This window comes from Ramlibacter tataouinensis (genome assembly GCF_027941915.1).
In the GTDB taxonomy this organism is placed as follows: domain Bacteria; phylum Pseudomonadota; class Gammaproteobacteria; order Burkholderiales; family Burkholderiaceae_C; genus Ramlibacter; species Ramlibacter tataouinensis_C.
The window spans coordinates 295,757-313,060 of sequence record NZ_CP116009.1 but is presented as its reverse complement, the minus strand read 5'-3'; the positions used below and the strand labels follow the sequence as shown (position 1 = coordinate 313,060).

The following is a 17,304-nucleotide window of genomic DNA, read 5'->3' as shown; positions in this document are numbered from 1 at the left end:
TCATGCTGCCGCTGCTGCTGCCCTGGAACCCGGCCAAGCCGCTGCGGGTCCTGTTCCTGGGCGCGCATTGCGACGACATCGAGATCGGCTGCGGCGGCACCGTGCTGCAGCTGGTGGCGTCGCGGCCGGACGTGGAGGTGCGGTGGGTCGTCTTCGCCTCCAACCCGCAGCGCGAGCGCGAGGCGCGTGCGAGCGCTGCGATGTTCCTGCGAGGCGCCGGCGCCCAGGAGGTGACGGTGCACGCCTTCCGCGACGGCTTCTTTCCCTATCAGGGCGGCCAGATCAAGGAGGCCTTCGAGGCGCTGAAGGGGCAGGCCGATCCCGACCTGATCTTCACGCACTACCGCGACGACCGCCACCAGGACCACCGCACGATCAGCGACCTGACCTGGAACACCTGGCGCCATCACCTGATCCTCGAGTACGAGATCCCGAAGTACGACGGCGACCTGGGCAGCCCCAACTGCTTCGTGCCGCTGGAGCCGGACGTCTGCGAGCGCAAGGCCGCCTGCATCTGCGAGGCGTTCCAGAGCGAGCACAACAAGGCCTGGCTCACGCCGGATACGTTCCTCGCGCTCATGCGGCTGCGCGGCGTCGAGTGCGCCGCACGGTACGCCGAAGCCTTCCACTGTCGCAAGTTCATGCTGCGCGGCGCGCCCGATCGCGTCGCGCCGGGAAACAGCCCGCATCCATCCACCCGCTCCTCGTGAGGTCCCATCGATGAAACTGCTCGTCACCGGCGTGGAAGGCTACATCGGCTGCCTGCTCGCCCCCTTGCTGCAGGCACGAGGCCACGACGTGGTCGGCATGGACACCGGCTACTACCGCGACGGCTGGCTGTTCAGCGATCGCGCGCTGGTTCCCGGTTTTCCGCGCACCGTCAACCGCGACATCCGCGAGATCGAGGCCGCGGACCTGCACGGCGTCGATGCCGTCGTGCACATGGCGGAGCTGTCGAACGATCCCCTCGGCGAGAACGACCCGGAGCTGACGTTCGGGATCAACCACCGGGCCTCGGTGCGGCTGGCGCAGCTGGCCCGCGACGCCGGGGTGCGGCGCTTCGTGTACACGTCGTCCTGCAGCGTGTACGGCGTCGCCGACGGCGCCGAGCCGATGACCGAGCGCTCGCCGCTCAATCCGCAGACGGCCTACGCCAGGTGCAAGGCGCTGGTCGAGCGCGACGTCGGCGCGCTGGCGTCGGGCACGTTCTCTCCCACGTTCCTGCGCAACGCCACCGCCTATGGGGCATCGCCGCGCATGCGGTTCGACATCGTGCTCAACAACCTCTGCGGCATCGCGGCGACCAGCGGGCGCATCGTGATGACCAGCGACGGCACGCCGTGGCGCCCGCTCGTGCACGTGCTGGACATCTGCGAGGCGATCGCCTGCGTGCTGGAGGCGCCCGCGGACGCCGTCCATGGCGAAGTGTTCAACGTGGGCCACGACGCCGACAACTACCAGGTGCGCGAGATCGCGCAGGTCGTCGCGAACGTCTATCCCGCCTGCGAGGTTTCGTTCGGCCCCGCGGGCGGCGACAACCGCAGCTACCGGGTCAGCTTCGCCAAAATCCACGAGCGGCTGCCCGCGTTCCGCTGCGCGTGGGACGCGGCCAAGGGGGCCCGCCAGCTGCACGATGTGTTCGAGCGCATCGGCCTGGACGCCGACGGCTTCGCCGCGCGGCCCTTCACCCGGCTCAAGCAGATCAAGTACCTGAGGACCACGGGCCAGGTCGACGAGCGGCTGTTCTGGCGCTACTGATCTCTTTCTCCGCTCCTGCGAAGGCAGGGGCGGGCGGCAGGAGGAGCAAGGCCGGGCCCGATCCCCTTCCCAGCCTTGCAGGCCGATTTCAGGCCGCAGCAAGCGCCTGCCGCTCCTGCAGCAGTTCGGCCAGCCAGGTCTCGCCGAGGAAGTGCGAGTACTGCTCGGCGCGCAGCTGGTCGGCCAGCCGGCCGGGGGGCAGTTCGACGTCGTCGTAGGTGATCACCTGGTCGCGGCCGATGTCACGCTGGAGGCGGCAGCCCTGCACCAGGCCTTCGGGCAGGAAACGGTTGGCGCACATCTCCCGCGCGTTGGCGGCCTCGCCGTACGTCATGTACATGCCGTACTCGTCGAGCGTTTCCCCCGCCTTCAGGTCGCGCTTGGCCACCGAGCAGACTTCCACCACCGGTCCGCCGAGCGGCGGCGCGAGCTCGTCCTGGAACAGGTGGACGCGCGCGATCGCGTTGGGACATTCGAAATGGACCAGATGGTAGGGCGTCCAGAACGGGTAGAGCGGCCCTTCGCCCATCTTGTAGAGGTTGAGGTAGTGCCGCTGCTTGGGGTCTTCGTGCTCGGCGAGCACGAAGACCTTGATGAGGCTGGGGCCCACCGTGTAGTCGACCGCGCCGCCCATGGCGCGCAGCTGCTCGACGTCGTACAGCCTGGCGATGTCCATGATGCTGCCGTCGTACTTCACGCCGCGCGACATGCCCCGCTGCAGCACGCCGAAGCCGGTGGCATTGGCCACGATGGCCTGCTCGAAGCTGATCTTCGAGCCGTCGGCGAAGGAGGTCACCATGGCCGCGTTCTGGCCCCAGCGCTCGGCCCAGCCCTGCTGGGTGGTGGGGTTGCGGTAGGGGTCCTGCAGGCCCTTGACGTTGCCCACCAGCCGCGGCTGGAGCCCGAGCCCGCGCACCCAGCGCACCAGGTTCATCTGGACCCCGGGCTCGTCGCCATCGCAGGCCGACAGGATCTGGCCGTGCTTCTTCGCGTACACGCGCAGGATCGGGCCCACGGTCGCATCGACCTCGGCATTCATCAGCACCACGGACTTGCCGTGCCGGAAGGCATCCAGGATGACGTGCGAGCCGAACTCGACCGAGCCGGTCGTGTCCACCACGATGTCGATGTGCGGCGAGCGGGTGATGAAGAGCGGGTCTTCCGCGACCACCGCCTGGCGCGCCTCGACGGCGGCGTCGAAGGCCGCCTGGCTGCCTGCCACGACCGGCGTGCGGCCCGCGTACTCGTAGCAGTGCCTGGCGCGCTCGGGCCTGCGGTTGTAGATGGCGGCCATGCGCATGCCCGGCACGCTGTGCTCGATCTGGTTGGTCAGGCCCTGGGCCATGAAGCCCGCGCCCACCATGCCCACGCGGATCGGCGTGTCCAGCGCCGCCAGTCTCCGGAGTGCGTTGTCGACGATGATCATGGGGCGCCTTTCACGAAACGGCCATGCGCTGGCGCAGCGTTTCCCCGACCTCATCGAGCGCGGCCCACCCCCGGTCCTTCGCGGACATCTCGGTCACCGGCAGGGGCCATTCGAGCCTGAGTGCCGGATCGAAGGGCGACAGCCCGCTTTCGACGCCCGGGGCATAGAACTCGCCGACCTGGTAGCTCGTCTCGGTGCCGTCTTCCAGGGTCTGGTAGCCGTGCGCGAACCGCTCAGGCACGTAGAGCGCCCGGTGGTTGTCCGCGGTGAGCTCGACGGCGATGGAGCGCAGGTAGGTGGGGCTCTCCGGCCGCAGGTCGACAATGATGTCGAGGATCGCGCCGCGGGTGGCGCGGACCACCTTGGTCTCGGCGTAAGGCGGAAACTGGAAATGCATGCCGCGCAACGTCCCTCGCCGGGTGTTGAACGCAATGTTGGCCTGAGCGATCGCCGGCTTGAGCCCATGCGCCTCGAACTCCCGCTGACAGAAGGCCCGGGCGAAGAACCCCCGGTTGTCCGCGCGCGGTTCGATGTCGATGAGGAAGGCGCCGGGGAGTCTGGTTTCGGTAAACAGCATTTGTGGCTTCCACGTTCCCGAGGTGACAGGATTGTGGAAACGGTCTGCCGTTGCGGACCTGCCAATTTGTATGTTTGCGCGCCGAGGAACTCTGCCTCATCGACGGGCTACGTCAGCGCCTTGTCGCGTGCGAAGCCGGGACCAAGCTCATGCGGCACGTCCGCTGCGCGCGCGAAACGAACACAGACGAAAACGTCCGATACAGGAGTCTGCAGATAAGGTTGCGTTGTGTCCCGGACCGGACGGCCGGATCGGCTGCCCGCGAGGCGCCGCTCAGCGCCGGCGCTTCTTGACGACCGCCTTCTTGCGGGCACTGACCTGCTTGACCGAGCGGCTGCCGCCCTTGCTGGCCGTGGCCTTGGCGCGCACCGGCACGTAGACCACGACGCTCTGCCCCGCCTTGAAACTGGCGCCGGCCGCGACGTCGTTCCAGTCGGCGACCTGGGCCGCCGTGACGCGGAAGCGCCGCGCGATGCTGGCGACCGAGTCGCGCTTGCCGGCCTTGACCACCCGCCGGTGCAGGGTGACTTCCGGCGCCAGCGCGAGCTGGCCGTTGTCGGCCAGGTGGCTGGCCACGTCGTCCTGCTTGCTGGGCGGACGCGGCACGACCAGCACCGAGCCGCCCTTGATCAGCATGCGGGGCGGAATGGTGTTGACGCTGCGCAGTTCGGATTCGCTCATGCCCACGCGCCGCGCGGCCTCGGCCACGCTCATGGTGCCGGGCACGGTCCAGGCGGTCCAGCTCGCGAACCGGCCTTCGCTGTACTCGGCCAGGTTGCGGGCGAAGACCTTGGCGTTGTCCCAGGGCAGCAGAATCTGCGGCGTGCCCGCGGCCAGGATCACCGGCCGGTTGAGCTGCGGGTTGAGCGCCTTGAAGTCGGCCAGCTCGACGTCGGCCAGCTTGGCCGCCAGCTCGATGTCGATGTCCCGCTGGACGGTGACGACGTCGAAGTACGGGTGGTTCTCGATCACCGGCAGCTCGGTGCGGAACTTGTCCGGATCGGAAATGATGTTCTTGACCGCCAGCAGCTTGGGCACGTAGTTGCGCGTCTCGGCCGGCATCTTCAGGTCGGTGTAGCGGCGGCCCAGCCCGCGCCGTTCGTTGGCGGCGATGGCGCGGCCGACGCTGCCTTCGCCCCAGTTGTAGGCGGCCAGCGCCAGGTGCCAGTCGCCGAACATCCCATACAGCCGCTGCAGGTAGTCCAGGGCGGCGCGGGTGGAGGCCAGCACGTTGCGCCGGTCGTCGCGGAAGAAGTTCTGCTTCAGGTCGTAGTCGCGGCCGGTCGCGGGCATGAACTGCCACATGCCGGCGGCACGCGCGCTGGACACGGCCTGCGGGTTGAAGGCGCTCTCGATGAAGGGCAGCAGCGCCAGCTCGCTGGGCATGCCGCGGCGCTCCAGTTCCTCGACGATGTGGAACAGGTACTTGCGCGAGCGGTCGGTCATGCGCTGCATGTAGTCGGGCCGGCTGGCGTACCACTGCTCGTGGTGGCGCACCAGGTCCGAATCGAGGTCGGACATGGCGAAGCCGCCGCGGATGCGCTCCCACAGGTCGGCCGGCGGCTGCAGCGCGGCGACGCTGCGTGGGCTGGCGTGCGCCGGGGTGATCGGACTGAGCGGTCCGCTGGGCAGCACCGGCGGACCGGCGGGGGCCCGGGCGGCACTGGTTGGGACTTCGCCGGCGCCGGCCGGCCACGAGGAGGAGGGTGCGTCGGTGCCCGGCGTGCTTGCGCAGCCGGCCAGCCACAGCGTGATCGCCAGGCCGGCGGCCTGCAGCAGGGATCTCATCTGAATTCGTTCTTCCACTGGCGGATGGCGGCGAACACGGCCACTTCATCCTCGGCGCGGGCGCCATTGAAGGACTGCGCGGCCGCGGCGACGGCGGGCTGGCGGCTGCGCAGGAAGGGATTGATGCGTTTTTCCTCGCCGATGGTGGAAGGCAGCGTCGGCTCGCCGCGGGCGCGCAGGTCCTCGCAGTGGCGCTGGTACGCGGCCAGCGCCACGTTGCCGGGCTCCACCGCACGCGCGAAGCGAAGGTTGGACAGCGTGTACTCGTGCGCGCAGCACACCCGCGTGGCATCGGGCAACGCGGCCAGCGCGTCGAGCGACGCCAGCATCTGCGCCGGCGTGCCCTCGAACAGGCGGCCGCAGCCGCCGGAGAACAGGGTGTCGCCGCAGAACAGCAGCGGGCCGTCGGCGTCCTGCTCGCTGAAGTAGGCGATGTGGCCCGCGGTGTGGCCGGGCACGTCGAGCACCTGGAAGCGCAGGCCCAGCACCGTGACCGCATCGCCGTGCGACAGGCGCTGCAGCGGACCGGGGATGGGTTCCCGCGCCGGCCCGTAAACCGCCGCGCCGGTCGCATCGCGCACCTGCGCCAGCCCGCCGATGTGGTCGGCGTGGTGGTGCGTGACTAGAATCGCCTCGAGCAGCAGGCCGGTTCGCGCGAGGAAGTCGAGCACCGGAGGCGCGTCGCCCGGGTCAACCACCAGCGCCCGATGTCCGTCGTGCAACACCCAGAGGTAGTTGTCCTGGAAGGCGGGCAGAGGAACCAACTTCATGAGCGATGCGATTATAGGAATGCACGAATGGTTCGAGACCCCCCCGGGCCGCTACGTGCTGGCCTGGGAGCGGGCCGAATTCGATCGCGCCGTCAGCGACATCTTCGGCTACCACGCGCTGCAGCTCGGACTGCCGGAGCTGGACACCCTGGCCACCAACCGCATGCCCCACAAGTGGCTCGGACTGCGCGACCTGCGCCCGCTGGACGACGGCACGCGCCGCCCGGCCTTGCTGGCCGACTATGCCGCGCTGCCGTTCGAGGCCAACAGCCTGGACCTGGTGGTGCTGCCGCACTCGCTGGAACTGAACCTGGATCCGCACGCTACCTTGCGCGAGGTCGAACGGGTGCTGGTGCCCGAGGGCAAGGTCGTGATTTCGTGCCTGAATCCGGCCAGCCTGTGGGGCTGGCGCCAACGCCGCGCGCACTTGTACCGGCGCCTGGGCTTCGGCCAGCTGTACCTGCCCGATGCCGGCGAGTTCATCGGCTACCGGCGGCTGCGCGACTGGCTGCGGCTGCTCAGCTTCGAGGTCGAGACCGGCAGCTTCGGCTGCTACCGGCCGGCGCTCAGCACCGAGCGCTGGCTGCAACGATTCGACTGGATGGACCCGGCCGGCGAGCGCTGGTGGCCCATCTTGGGCGCCGTCTATTTCGTGGTCGCCACCAAGCGGGTGCGCGGCATGAAGCTGGTGGGGCGCCTGTGGAAGCCGGCCAAGTCCATCGCCACCGCACCCGTGCCGCTGGCCAACCGGCGGCCCCAACCCGAAATGCAGCAGGAGATTTCTTGAACCAGGTTGTGATCTACACCGACGGCGCCTGCAAGGGCAACCCCGGTCCCGGCGGCTGGGGCGTGCTGATGCGCTCCGGCCCTACCGAAAAAGAGCTGTTCGGCGGCGAGCCCGCGACCACCAACAACCGCATGGAGCTGACGGCCGTGATCCAGGCGCTGTCGGCGCTGAAGCGGCCCTGCGCGGTGACGCTGTACGTGGACAGCCAGTACGTGCTCAAGGGCATCACCGAGTGGCTGCCGGGCTGGAAGGCCAAGGGCTGGCGCACGGCCGGCAAGACGCCGGTCAAGAACGTCGAGCTGTGGCAGCAGCTCGACGACCTGGTCCAGCACAGCGGCCACGCCATTGACTGGCGCTGGGTGCGCGGGCACAACGGCGACCCCGGCAACGAGCGCGCCGACGTGCTGGCCAACCGGGGGGTCGAGATGGCCCGGGCGCCGGGCCGGGCTGTAAACCGCACGTAAAGCCGCGCCGGCGGCGTTCCCGGCACGCGTCGGGTTCGGGCTTGTGCGCATCGCAATGTCCGGCGCGGCTGCTACATTGGTGTGTTCGCGACGGAAGAGCGCATTCCTCCCAGGCAAGCAGTTCATGGCATCCAGGCCTCTCTACTTGGCGATCGCCGTCGCCGGCATCGCGGCTGCATCGGCAGCCGCTTGGTGGTACCAGCACAAGTCCCCGTCTCCGGTGGCATCGCCGCAGGCGGCCGCGTCGGCCGCCAAGGGCGGCGCGCCGGCGGTGGAAGTGGCGCGGGTCGAGGTGATGCGCCTGGCCGATGACGCCCAGGCGGTGGGCAGCCTGCGCTCGCGCCGCAGCGTGATCGTGCGGCCCGAGGTGAGCGGGCGCGTCACGCAGCTGAATTTCCGCGACGGCCAGCGCGTGCAGCGCGGGCAGCTGCTGGTGCAACTGGACGACCAGCTGCCGCGCGCGCAGGTGCAGCAGGCGCGGGCCGAGCTGTCGATCGCCCAGGCCAACCACAGGCGCAACCAGGACCTGGTGGCGCAGAACTTCATCAGCCAGCGCCAGGTCGACGAAAGCGCGGCCAACCTGCAGGTGGCCCAGGCCAAGCTGTCGCTGGCCGAGGCGACCGCCGCCCGCCTGCGCATCGTGGCGCCGTTCGACGGCATCGCCGGCATCCGCAGCGTCAACGTGGGCGACTACCTCAAGGACGGCGCCGACGTCGTCAACCTGGAAGACCTGGACGCCCTGTACGTGGATTTCCGCCTGCCCGAGCGCTACCAGACCAAGCTGCGGGTGGGCCAGACCGCGATCGTGCAGACCGACGCGCTGCCGGGCCGCCGCTGGGAGGCGGTGGTGCAGGCGATCGACCCGCTGGTGGACGCCAATGGCCGCTCCATCGGCCTGCGCGGCTGCATCGACAACCGCCCGCTGGCGCTGCGCCCCGGCATGTTCGCGCGCATCACCACCGTCTTCAGCGAGCGCTCCGATGCGCGGGTGGTGCCCGAGGAGGCGCTGGTGCCGCAGGGCGGCCGCCAGTTCGTGTTCCGGCTCGTCGACGGCCCGGACCAGGACAGCCGGACCGCGCAGCGGGTCGAGGTGAAGATCGGCATCCGCCAGCCCGGCCGGGTCGAGATCGCCGAGGGCCTGCAGCCCGGCGACCTGATCGTCACCGCCGGCCACCAGCGGATCCAGCGGGACGGCATGGCCGTGCGGGTGGTCGAGACGGGCGCAGCGGGCGGCGCCAACGGAGCGCCGGCCAACGGCCCGGCCGTCGGCGCTGCACCGGCGGCGGCCGCCGCACCGGCGCCGGTGCCGGGAGCCGGCGCGCAGGATGCCGGCAACCCGTGCCGGGTGGCGCTGTCCGCGCGCTGACCGTCCCGCCAGGAGTTCGCCATGCAACTGCCCGAGATCGCGATCCGCCGTCCGGTGTTCGCCACCGTGCTGTCGCTGCTGGTGGTGCTGATCGGCGCGGTCAGTTTTAACCGGCTCGCCGTGCGCGAGTACCCCAAGATCGACGAGCCGGTGGTGACCGTCAGCGTGCGCTACGCCGGCGCCTCGGCCGAGGTGATCGAGTCGCAGGTCACCAAGCCGCTGGAGGATTCGATCGCCGGCATCGACGCGGTCGATGTCATCACCTCGATCAGCCGGCCCGAGCAGAGCCAGATCTCGGTGCGCTTCCGGCTGGAGAAGGACGCCGACGCCGCCGCCGCCGAGGTGCGCGACCGCACCTCGCGCGTGCGCAACAAGCTGCCGCAGGCGATCGACGAGCCGGTGATCGCCAAGGTCGAGGCCGATGCCTTCCCGGTCATGTGGCTGGCCTTCACCAGCGACACCTACACGCCGCTGCAGATCAACGACCTGGTCAACCGCATCATCAAGCCGCGCCTGCAGACCGTCACCGGCGTGGCCGACGTGCGCATCTTCGGCGAGCGCAAGTACGCGATGAGGGTCTGGCTCGATCCGGACAAGCTGGCCGGCTACCGCCTGACCACCCAGGACATCGAGGATGCGGTCCGGCGCAGCAACCTGGAGGTGCCGGCCGGGCGCATCGAGTCGCAGCAGCGCGAGTTCAGCGTCACCTCGCAGACCGACCTGGTCAAGCCGGCCCAGTTCGGCGAGATCGTCGTGCGCACCGTCAACGGCTTCCCGGTGAAGATCCGCGACGTGGCGCGGGTCGAGGAGGCGCCGGCCGACGAGCGCAGCGGCATGCGCCTGAACGGCCGCCCGGCCATCGGCACCGGCGTGATCCGCCAGGCCACCGCCAACCCGCTGACCCTGTCGCAGGGCGTGCGCGAGATGATCCCGCGGCTGCAGCAGGACCTGCCGCCGGGCATCAACATCGAGGTGGCGAACGACAACTCGCTGTTCATCGACCGCTCGGTCAAGAACGTGTACACCACGATCGCCGAGGCGGTGCTGCTGGTGGCGCTGGTGATCTTCGTCTTCCTGCGCACCGTGCGGGCCTCGATCATCCCGATCGTGACCATCCCGGTCAGCCTGATCGGCACCTTCGGGATGATGGCGCTGGCCGGCTTCACCATCAACACGCTGACGCTGCTGGCACTGGTGCTGGCCATCGGCCTGGTGGTCGACGACGCCATCGTGATGCTGGAGAACATCTTCCGGCACATCGAGGAAGGGCTGGACCCGTTCTCGGCCGCCATCAAGGGCGCGCGCGAGATCGGCTTCGCGATCATCACCATGACGCTGACGCTGGTGGCGGTGTACGCGCCGCTGGCGTTCACGCCCGGGCGCACCGGGCGGCTGTTCATCGAGTTCGCGCTGGCCCTGGCCGGCGCCGTGCTGGTGTCGGGCTTCGTGGCGCTGACGCTGACGCCGATGATGTGCTCCAAGCTGCTGCGCCACAACCCCAAGCCCAACTGGTTCGACCGCGGCATGGAGCGCGGCCTGACGGCGCTGTGCGACCGCTATGCGAGGCTGCTGCGCTGGGTCCTGACCACCCGCGCCGCCGGTGCCGCCGGCAAGCTGCTGCAGGCCCGCTGGCTGGTGGTGGGCGTGATGCTGGCCAGCGCGCTGGCGATCGCCGCGGTCTGGCCGACCATGAAGTCCGAGCTGTCGCCGCTGGAGGACCGCGGCACCATCCTGGCCACCATCAATGCGCCGGACGGCTCCACCCTGGACTACACCGACCGCTACGCCCGGGTGCTGGAGAAGCTGGGCCAGGACTACCCGGAGTTCGACCGCATCTTCGCCAGCCTGGGCAACCCCACGGTGTCGCAGGGCAGCGTGGTGTACCGCGCCATCGATTGGGAAAAGCGCGACCGCACCACGCTGGAAATCGCCCGTGAGCTGCAGCCCAAGGTGGGCAGCCTGGCCGGCATCAACGCCTTCATCCTGACGCCGCCGTCGCTGGGGCAGGGCTTTCGCGACCGGCCGCTCAACTTCGTGATCCAGACCTCCGACAGCTACGAGAACCTCGCGCGCGTCGCGCGGCAGATGCTCGACGAGATCGCCAGGAACCCCGGCATCCAGGGCGTGGACATGGACCTGCGGCTGAACAAGCCGGAGCTGCGCATCCAGGTCGACCGCGAGAAGGCGGCCGACATGGGCGTGAGCGTGGACGTGGTGGCGCGCGCGCTGGAGACCACGCTGGGCGGGCGGCAGGTGACGCGCTACAAGCGCGACGCCGAGCAGTACGACGTGATCATCCAGAACCGGCCCAGCGGCCGCTCGACGCCGGAGGACATCGACAGCATCTACGTGCGCGGCCGCAGCGACACCATGATCCCGCTGTCGGCGCTGGTGAAGGTCAGCGAGAGCGTCAGCCCGCGCGAGCTGAACCACTTCGGCCAGCGCCGCTCGGCCACCATCACGGCCAACCTCTCGCCCGACTATTCGCTGGGCCAGGCGCTGCAGTTCATGGAGCAGACCGCCGCCAAGGTGCTCAAGCCCGGCTACACCACCGACCTGAACGGCACTTCGCGCGAGTTCCGCAACTCGCAGGGCGCGCTGGGCATCGTGTTCGTGCTGGCGCTGCTGTTCATCTTCCTGGTGCTGGCGGCCCAGTTCGAGAGCTTCGTCGACCCGCTGGTGATCATGCTGTCGGTGCCGCTGTCGATGATCGGAGCGCTGCTGGCGCTCAAGTGGAGCGGCGGCTCGCTCAACGTCTATTCGCAGATCGGGCTGATCACGCTGGTCGGCCTGATCACCAAGCACGGCATCCTGATCGTGGAGTTCACCAACCAGCTGCGCCAGCAGGGCCGCGACATCGTCGAGGCGGTGGTCGAGGCCGCCTCGCTGCGGCTGCGCCCGATCCTGATGACCACCGGCGCCATGGTGCTGGGCGCGCTGCCGCTGGCGCTGTCCACCGGCGCCGGCGCCGAGAGCCGCGTCCAGATCGGCTGGGTGATCGTGGGCGGCATGTCGCTGGGCACGCTGCTGACGGTGTTCGTGGTGCCGACCATGTACACCGTGTTCGCGCGCAGCCGGGTGCCGGGGGCCAACAAGGCACCGGCCCGGGACGCCGAGCCGGCGCCCGGCCGCGGCGACCTCATCGCCAAGTAGCCGATCCGCAGCCGCGGCGCCCCGAAGGCAGCTGGCGACGGTTGCGTCGCCGCTGTCCGACAGCGCGTGCGGCGCGCCGCCGACGCGGCGTTTCGCAGGGCGCCGACGGGATGGCTCTGCTGTATCCGCGCACGATGGGCGCCATGAAGATCCTCCGCTTTATCCACCTGACGTTCGCGCAGGCGTTCTATGGCTGGGCGCTGCGCGAGATCGACCCCCTGCACCCGGACCTGCCCCGGCTCGTCATGAAGCGCCAGGAACTGGCGGACGAGGCCCGGCGGATGTTCGCCTGAAGTGCAGCGGAGGCGGCTGGGTGCCGCGCCCGGTCAGCGCCCGGTCAGCTCGACCACGAACGTGCCCGGCCGTGATCCGGCCAGCAGGTTGCCGGGCGGCTCGGCATCCTCGTTCGCGTTCCACCACAGCAGCGAGGGCAGGCCGGGCTCACCCATCCGTGCCGCGGCGGCGCCGAGCGCAGCCCGACAGCGTTCGATGAAGGCCTGGTAGTGGGCTTCCACGATCAGGCGCGCCGCGCCGCGCGCCTCGGTGCTGTAGGTGTAGCCGGTGCCGCCCTCGCGGTTCAGCCGCCAGCGGCGCGGCGGCTGGGCGCTCACGATGCCGGACTGGCAGTAGGGCGCGCCCTGCACCGCGCCCATCGGCATGCCCACGATGAAGCGCAGCGCGTTCGGGTCGCCGGGTGCAGCAGCAACCGGCGGCCTCGCTCCGCTGGCGGGAGCCGCAGCAGTGCCTGCCGACGGCGTGGCGGCAACGTTGCGGGCGGGCGTGGCCACGACCTCCTTGCCCGCCAGGCCCCGGCTGAGCTCGACCAGCCGCTCCCGGGTGATGGGCTGCAGCAGGTAGCCGCCCGACTTCAGGCTGCCCGACGCGCGGTCGATGTCGATGGTTTCACTGTTGCCGAACAGGCCGGCCATGCGCGCGGTCACCGATCCGTCGGGGTTCACCGTGCCGGTGGCCGCGATCGCGCCGCCGTGGGTGTACTCCAGCTGCTTCGAGGCCGCGTTGAAGCGCACCACGAACTCGGTGTTGTCGCACTGGCTGCGCCGGCACCAGCCGTTGGCGTAGCGCAGGCTCTCGCCCGGGACGATCCAGCGCACGTCGCGCCACACGGGCACGCCGGGCGAGGACTCGACGACGTAGGACTTGCCGGCCAGGTCGGCCAGGGCGCCCCAGTGCTGCCGCATGGCGTCGGTCACGGCGGCTTGCGCCGGGTCCGAAGGAGCGGGTTCATCCTTGCCGTGGGCTGCCGCCGCCGCCAGCAGCAGCGCCATCGCCGCCGCGTGCCGGAGGGCCTTGACCCCGCCTGCGCTCTCCTGCCTGCCTTGCATGTCCCCCGCCTTTCGTTCGCCTTGGTGGCGCGATTGTGCGGGAAAGCTCAACCGTGGCTCAGGGGCCCTCGAACATCATCACGTCGATTTCGTCGCCGACCGCGACGTTGCCCTGGTCGTGCCGCAGGACGATCAGGCCGTTGGCCTGCACCATGGAGCTGAGCACGCCCGAGCCCTGGTTGCCGGTGGTGCGCACCTGCAGCGAGCCGTCGGGCGCGGTCGAGACGATGCCGCGCTGGTACTCGGTGCGGCCGGGCTTCTTGCGGATCGCTTCCTGGCTGCGCGCACGCAGCAGCGGCGGCGGCGCCATCTCGCGGCAGCCCATCATCTGCAGCAGGGCAGGCCGCACGAAGGCCAGGAAGGTGACCATCACCGCCACCGGGTTGCCGGGCAGGCCGAACAGCACCGAGGAGCCGATGCGCCCCACCGCCATCGGGCGGCCGGGGCGCATGGCAATGCGCCAGAAGGCGACGTCGCCGAGCTGCTTCATCATCGCCTTGGTGAAGTCCGCCTCGCCGACGCTGACGCCGCCGCTGGTGATGATGGCGTCGGCCTGCGCCGCCGCCGAGCGGAACGCCTGCTCCAGCAGCGCCGGCTGGTCGCGCACCACGCCCAGGTCGATGAGGTCGCACCCGAGCCGCGCCAGCAGGCCGCGCACCGTGTAGCGGTTGCTGTCGTACACCGCGCCTTCGCGCGGCGGCTCGCCCAGGCTCAGGATCTCGTCGCCGGTGGAGAAGTACGCCACCCGAAGGCGGCGGAACACGGTCGCGCGGGGTAGGCCCAGGCTGGCCAGCAGGCCGCAGGCCGCGGGCCCAAGGCATTCGCCCTGGCGCAGGGCCGGGCGGCCGGCCATCAGGTCTTCGCCGGCAAAGCGCCGGTTGTCGCCGCGCTGCAGCGCGCCCGCCGGGATCTCGATGGCCTGCTCGCCGGCGGCACGGGTGAACTCCTGCGGCACCACCGTGTCCAGCCCCGCCGGCATGATGGCGCCGGTCATGATCTTCACGCACTCGCCGGGGCCGACCGTTCCTTGCCAGGCCTTGCCGGCGAAGGCGGTGCCGACCACGCGCAGCGTGAGTGCGGCGCCGGACGCGAGCTGCGCGCCGTCGAAGGCGTAGCCGTCCATCGCCGAGTTGTCGTGCGGGGGCACGCTGATCGGCGAGACCACGTCGCGGGCCAGCACGCGGCCGAGCGCATCGGCGATGCCGACCTCCTCGGTCTGTTCGACCGGCGCCACCAGCCGCGCGAGGAACTCGTTGACGGCGGCAGCCGGCAGGGCCTGGGGATCGTAGCCCTGCAGTTCGGCCGCGATCTGGTCCAGCGTCTTCACCGGCGCTCCAGCTCGCGCAGCTCGGCCAGCGTGTTGGCGTTGAAGAAGGCGCGCGGGTCGTCGGCCGGCGGCCCGAACGGCACGACCACGGTGCGGTGCTGCGCCGTCCACTTGTCGATCTTGCGCCCGCCGTCCTGGGTGAAGCGCACGAGGCTCTCGAGCAGCCCGTGGCGCAGCAGGCAGAACACCGGCTGGGTGCGCTGCTGGCCGTCGGCTTCGGGGGCGCTGGCCATCGCGATCTCGGCGTCCTCGCGTTCGGCCGCCTCGCCCAGCCGCCGGACTAGGTCCGGCGGGAACAGGGGCGTGTCGCACGGCACCGTCACCAGCCAGGGCGTGCTGCATTGCTCCAGCCCGGTCAGGAAGCCGGCCAGTGGTCCGGGATAGTCGGCCAGCGCATCGGGCCAGACCGGGACGCCGAAGGATTCGTAGGCGGCCAGGTTGCGGTTGGCGTTGACCAGGGTGTCGCCGACCTGCGGCTGCAGCCGCAGCAGCGCGTGCAGAGCCAGCGGCATGCCGTTGAAGTTCTGCAGGCCCTTGTCGGCGCCGCCCATGCGCGAACCGCGGCCGCCCGCCAGCACGATGCCGGTGACGTCCTGCGGGTCCATCAGCCGCCGATGTAGCTCATCTCGACCCGGCGTCCGCCACCCGAAGCGTCGGGCGCCTGCTGGCCGCGCAGCTGGGAGTAGCGGTCGCTGCGGCCTTGCCAGATCAGGCCGATGGCCGAGGCGATGTCGGCGTCGCTGGCGCCGCCGCGCAGCAGCGCCCGCAGGTCATGGCCCTGCTCGGCAAACAGGCACAGGTACAGCCGGCCCTCGGTGGACAGGCGGGCCCGGTTGCAGCTGCCGCAGAAGGCCTGGGTAACGCTGCTGATCACGCCGACCTCGCCGGCGCCGTCTTCGTAGGCCCAGCGCTCGGCGGTTTCGCCCGGGGCGGTGGGATCGAGCGCGCGCAGCGGGAAATGCTGCTGCAGCCGCTCGATGACCTCGGCCGACGGGACGACCTGGTCCATCCGCCAGCCATTCGTGGCGCCCACGTCCATGTACTCGATGAAGCGCAGCACGATGCCGCTGCCGCGGAAATGGCGCGCCATCGGCAGGATCTCCTGCTCGTTGGTGCCCCGCTGCACCACCATGTTGACCTTGATCGGGTCCAGCCCCGCGGCGAGCGCCGCGGCGATGCCTTCCAGCACCTGCGCCACCGGGAAATCGACGTCGTTCATGCGGCGGAACACCGCATCGTCCAGGCCGTCGAGGCTGACCGTGACCCGCCGCAGGCCCGCTGCCCGCAAGGCGGCCGCCTTGCGCGCCAGCACCGAGCCGTTGGTGGTCAGCGCCAGTTCCACCGGCGCGCCGTCCGGCGTGCGCAGTTGCGCGAGCTGTTCGACCAGCACCTCGATGTTCTTGCGCAGCAGCGGCTCGCCGCCGGTCAGCCGGATCTTGCGCACCCCGTGCGCCACGAACAGCCGGGCCAGCCGGGTGATCTCCTCGAAGCTCAGCAGGGCGGCATGCGGCAGGTAGGGGTAGTCCTTGCCGAACACCTCCTTGGGCATGCAGTAGCTGCAGCGGAAGTTGCAGCGGTCCGTGACGCTGATGCGCAGGTCGCGCAGCGGCCGGGCCAGGCGGTCCCGCAGCTGGCCGCCGGGCACGATCGGCGCGGCCGGCACCTGCGCCGCAACGACGGCGGTGCGCTGGTCGACCAGGGGGATGACGCGTTCGGACACGGTTTCGATTCTGCCGCAGCCTGCAGCCCTACCGCTTGCGGGGGATCAGAACGCAGCGGCCGCCGTCCACCTCGATGCAGACGCCCGAGATGAAGGCGGCCTCGTCGCTGGCCAGGTAGAGCGCCGCGTTGGCCACGTCGAGCGCCGTGGAGAAGCGGCCGAGCGGGATGGTTGCCAGGAACTTCGCGCGCCGGGCTTCGTCCACCGGGCCGCCGGCGAACTCGGCCGACAGGCCGGTGTCGGGATTGAACACCGGGTTGATGCAGTTGACGCGGATGTTGTCCGGGCCGAACTCGGCGGCCAGCGACTTGCTGGTGGTGATGACGGCGCCCTTGGAGCCGTTGTACCAGGCCAGGCCCGGGCGCGGCCGGATCCCGGCCGTCGATGCGATGTTGATGAAGCTGCCGCCCTTGTTGGCGCGGAACGCCGGCACCGCGTGGATCGTCGACAGGTAGATGCTCTTCATGTTGATCGCATAGACGCGGTCGAACTCCTCCTCGCTCACCTCCAGCGCGGGGCGGTTGCGGTGGGTCCAGCCGGCATTGTTGACCATCGCGTCCAGCTTGCCGTGGCGGTCGAGCGCGGCCTGCACCAGCGCCTTCATGTCGGCCGACCGGGTGACGTCGGCGGCGAAGAAGGAGGCGCGCCCGCCCGCGGCCTGGATGGCGGCCGTCACCTTCTCGCCCAGTGCCGTGTTGATGTCGTTGACGATCACCTGGGCGCCTTCCTCGGCCAGCCGCCTGGCGATGCCTTCGCCGATCCCCTGGCCGGCGCCGGTGACGATGATCGATTTGTCCTTGACTCGCATGCGTTCTCCTGTGGACC

General features: G+C 70.4%; 16 protein-coding genes. 7 read left to right on the top strand and 9 right to left on the bottom strand.

The window, feature by feature from the left end; translation table 11 throughout:
• The first annotated feature begins 2 nt into the window (after positions 1–2).
• Together PE066_RS01360 and PE066_RS01355 are read left to right on the top strand one after the other, a co-directional pair.
• Positions 3–710 carry a PIG-L deacetylase family protein gene (locus PE066_RS01360; protein ID WP_271234773.1) on the top strand — a complete coding sequence of 236 codons (708 nt, stop codon included), beginning with the start codon at positions 3–5 and terminating at the stop codon, positions 708–710.
• Positions 711–720: 10 nt separating this feature from the next.
• Positions 721–1,758 (top strand): NAD-dependent epimerase/dehydratase family protein, encoded by a 1,038-nt coding sequence (locus tag PE066_RS01355; protein WP_271234772.1) that lies wholly within the window; start codon positions 721–723, stop codon positions 1,756–1,758.
• Positions 1,759–1,846: 88 nt separating this feature from the next.
• Here the strand turns inward: PE066_RS01355 and PE066_RS01350 are convergent, their stop codons facing one another.
• The 4 genes from PE066_RS01350 to gloB form a co-directional block, all read right to left on the bottom strand.
• A complete protein-coding gene (locus PE066_RS01350; protein WP_271234771.1) occupies positions 1,847–3,184 on the bottom strand; it encodes an NAD(P)H-dependent oxidoreductase in 1,338 nt (445 codons plus the stop codon).
• Between the two features lie 10 nt (positions 3,185–3,194).
• Complete coding sequence (locus PE066_RS01345; RefSeq protein WP_271234770.1) at positions 3,195–3,761, bottom strand: dTDP-4-dehydrorhamnose 3,5-epimerase family protein; 567 nt, start codon at positions 3,759–3,761, stop codon at positions 3,195–3,197.
• Positions 3,762–4,034: 273 nt separating this feature from the next.
• Positions 4,035–5,549: a transglycosylase SLT domain-containing protein gene (locus PE066_RS01340; protein ID WP_271234769.1), complete on the bottom strand. Its 1,515-nt coding sequence runs from the start codon at positions 5,547–5,549 to the stop codon at positions 4,035–4,037.
• Positions 5,546–6,319 carry a hydroxyacylglutathione hydrolase gene (gene gloB / locus PE066_RS01335; RefSeq protein WP_271234768.1) on the bottom strand — a complete coding sequence of 258 codons (774 nt, stop codon included), beginning with the start codon at positions 6,317–6,319 and terminating at the stop codon, positions 5,546–5,548. The genes PE066_RS01340 and gloB overlap by 4 nt, the downstream gene beginning before the upstream one ends.
• Between gloB and PE066_RS01330 the strand changes: the two genes are divergently transcribed.
• From PE066_RS01330 to PE066_RS01310, 5 genes are all read left to right on the top strand, one after another.
• A complete protein-coding gene (locus PE066_RS01330) occupies positions 6,318–7,106 on the top strand; it encodes a class I SAM-dependent methyltransferase (protein WP_271234767.1) in 789 nt (262 codons plus the stop codon). The genes gloB and PE066_RS01330 overlap by 2 nt on opposite strands.
• The gene (rnhA, locus tag PE066_RS01325; RefSeq protein ID WP_271234766.1) at positions 7,103–7,570 is read left to right on the top strand and encodes a ribonuclease HI; all 468 of its coding nucleotides are present in this window, start codon (positions 7,103–7,105) and stop codon (positions 7,568–7,570) included. The genes PE066_RS01330 and rnhA overlap by 4 nt, the downstream gene beginning before the upstream one ends.
• A gap of 124 nt (positions 7,571–7,694) precedes the next feature.
• Positions 7,695–8,936 (top strand): efflux RND transporter periplasmic adaptor subunit, encoded by a 1,242-nt coding sequence (locus PE066_RS01320; RefSeq protein WP_271234765.1) that lies wholly within the window; start codon positions 7,695–7,697, stop codon positions 8,934–8,936.
• Between the two features lie 21 nt (positions 8,937–8,957).
• A complete protein-coding gene (locus PE066_RS01315) occupies positions 8,958–12,089 on the top strand; it encodes an efflux RND transporter permease subunit (RefSeq protein ID WP_271234764.1) in 3,132 nt (1,043 codons plus the stop codon).
• A 143-nt stretch (positions 12,090–12,232) separates the two neighbouring features.
• On the top strand, positions 12,233–12,382 hold the full coding sequence (locus PE066_RS01310; protein WP_271234763.1) for a hypothetical protein: 150 nt from the start codon (positions 12,233–12,235) through the stop codon (positions 12,380–12,382).
• A gap of 33 nt (positions 12,383–12,415) precedes the next feature.
• Here the strand turns inward: PE066_RS01310 and PE066_RS01305 are convergent, their stop codons facing one another.
• The 5 genes from PE066_RS01305 to PE066_RS01285 are packed head-to-tail and all read right to left on the bottom strand — an operon-like array spanning position 12,416 to position 17,287.
• Positions 12,416–13,432: a hypothetical protein gene (locus PE066_RS01305; RefSeq protein WP_271234762.1), complete on the bottom strand. Its 1,017-nt coding sequence runs from the start codon at positions 13,430–13,432 to the stop codon at positions 12,416–12,418.
• Positions 13,433–13,490: 58 nt separating this feature from the next.
• A complete protein-coding gene (gene moeA, locus PE066_RS01300; protein WP_271234761.1) occupies positions 13,491–14,759 on the bottom strand; it encodes a molybdopterin molybdotransferase MoeA in 1,269 nt (422 codons plus the stop codon).
• Positions 14,756–15,364, bottom strand: coding sequence for a molybdenum cofactor guanylyltransferase MobA (gene mobA / locus PE066_RS01295; RefSeq protein ID WP_440480561.1), 609 nt, complete (start codon positions 15,362–15,364; stop codon positions 14,756–14,758). The genes moeA and mobA overlap by 4 nt, the downstream gene beginning before the upstream one ends.
• On the bottom strand, positions 15,364–16,479 hold the full coding sequence (moaA, locus tag PE066_RS01290; RefSeq protein WP_271234760.1) for a GTP 3',8-cyclase MoaA: 1,116 nt from the start codon (positions 16,477–16,479) through the stop codon (positions 15,364–15,366). Before moaA ends, mobA begins: the two co-directional genes overlap by 1 nt.
• Positions 16,480–16,507: 28 nt before the next feature.
• A complete protein-coding gene (locus PE066_RS01285) occupies positions 16,508–17,287 on the bottom strand; it encodes an SDR family oxidoreductase (protein ID WP_271234759.1) in 780 nt (259 codons plus the stop codon).
• Positions 17,288–17,304 lie beyond the last annotated feature (17 nt).

Bases quoted from the DNA above. Each gene is read 5' to 3' on its own strand.
- mobA (WP_440480561.1), bottom strand. From the start codon at position 15,364: ATGGACCCGCAGGACGTCACCGGCATCGTGCTGGCGGGCGGCCGCGGT.
- PE066_RS01340 (WP_271234769.1), bottom strand. From the start codon at position 5,549: ATGAGATCCCTGCTGCAGGCCGCCGGCCTGGCGATCACGCTGTGGCTG.
- PE066_RS01315 (WP_271234764.1), top strand. From the start codon at position 8,958: ATGCAACTGCCCGAGATCGCGATCCGCCGTCCGGTGTTCGCCACCGTG.
- PE066_RS01350 (WP_271234771.1), bottom strand. From the start codon at position 3,184: ATGATCATCGTCGACAACGCACTCCGGAGACTGGCGGCGCTGGACACG.
- PE066_RS01360 (WP_271234773.1), top strand. From the start codon at position 3: ATGCTGCCGCTGCTGCTGCCCTGGAACCCGGCCAAGCCGCTGCGGGTC.
- PE066_RS01285 (WP_271234759.1), bottom strand. From the start codon at position 17,287: ATGCGAGTCAAGGACAAATCGATCATCGTCACCGGCGCCGGCCAGGGG.
- PE066_RS01345 (WP_271234770.1), bottom strand. From the start codon at position 3,761: ATGCTGTTTACCGAAACCAGACTCCCCGGCGCCTTCCTCATCGACATC.
- gloB (WP_271234768.1), bottom strand. From the start codon at position 6,319: ATGAAGTTGGTTCCTCTGCCCGCCTTCCAGGACAACTACCTCTGGGTG.
- PE066_RS01355 (WP_271234772.1), top strand. From the start codon at position 721: ATGAAACTGCTCGTCACCGGCGTGGAAGGCTACATCGGCTGCCTGCTC.
- PE066_RS01330 (WP_271234767.1), top strand. From the start codon at position 6,318: ATGAGCGATGCGATTATAGGAATGCACGAATGGTTCGAGACCCCCCCG.
- PE066_RS01305 (WP_271234762.1), bottom strand. From the start codon at position 13,432: ATGCAAGGCAGGCAGGAGAGCGCAGGCGGGGTCAAGGCCCTCCGGCAC.
- PE066_RS01320 (WP_271234765.1), top strand. From the start codon at position 7,695: ATGGCATCCAGGCCTCTCTACTTGGCGATCGCCGTCGCCGGCATCGCG.
- PE066_RS01310 (WP_271234763.1), top strand. From the start codon at position 12,233: ATGAAGATCCTCCGCTTTATCCACCTGACGTTCGCGCAGGCGTTCTAT.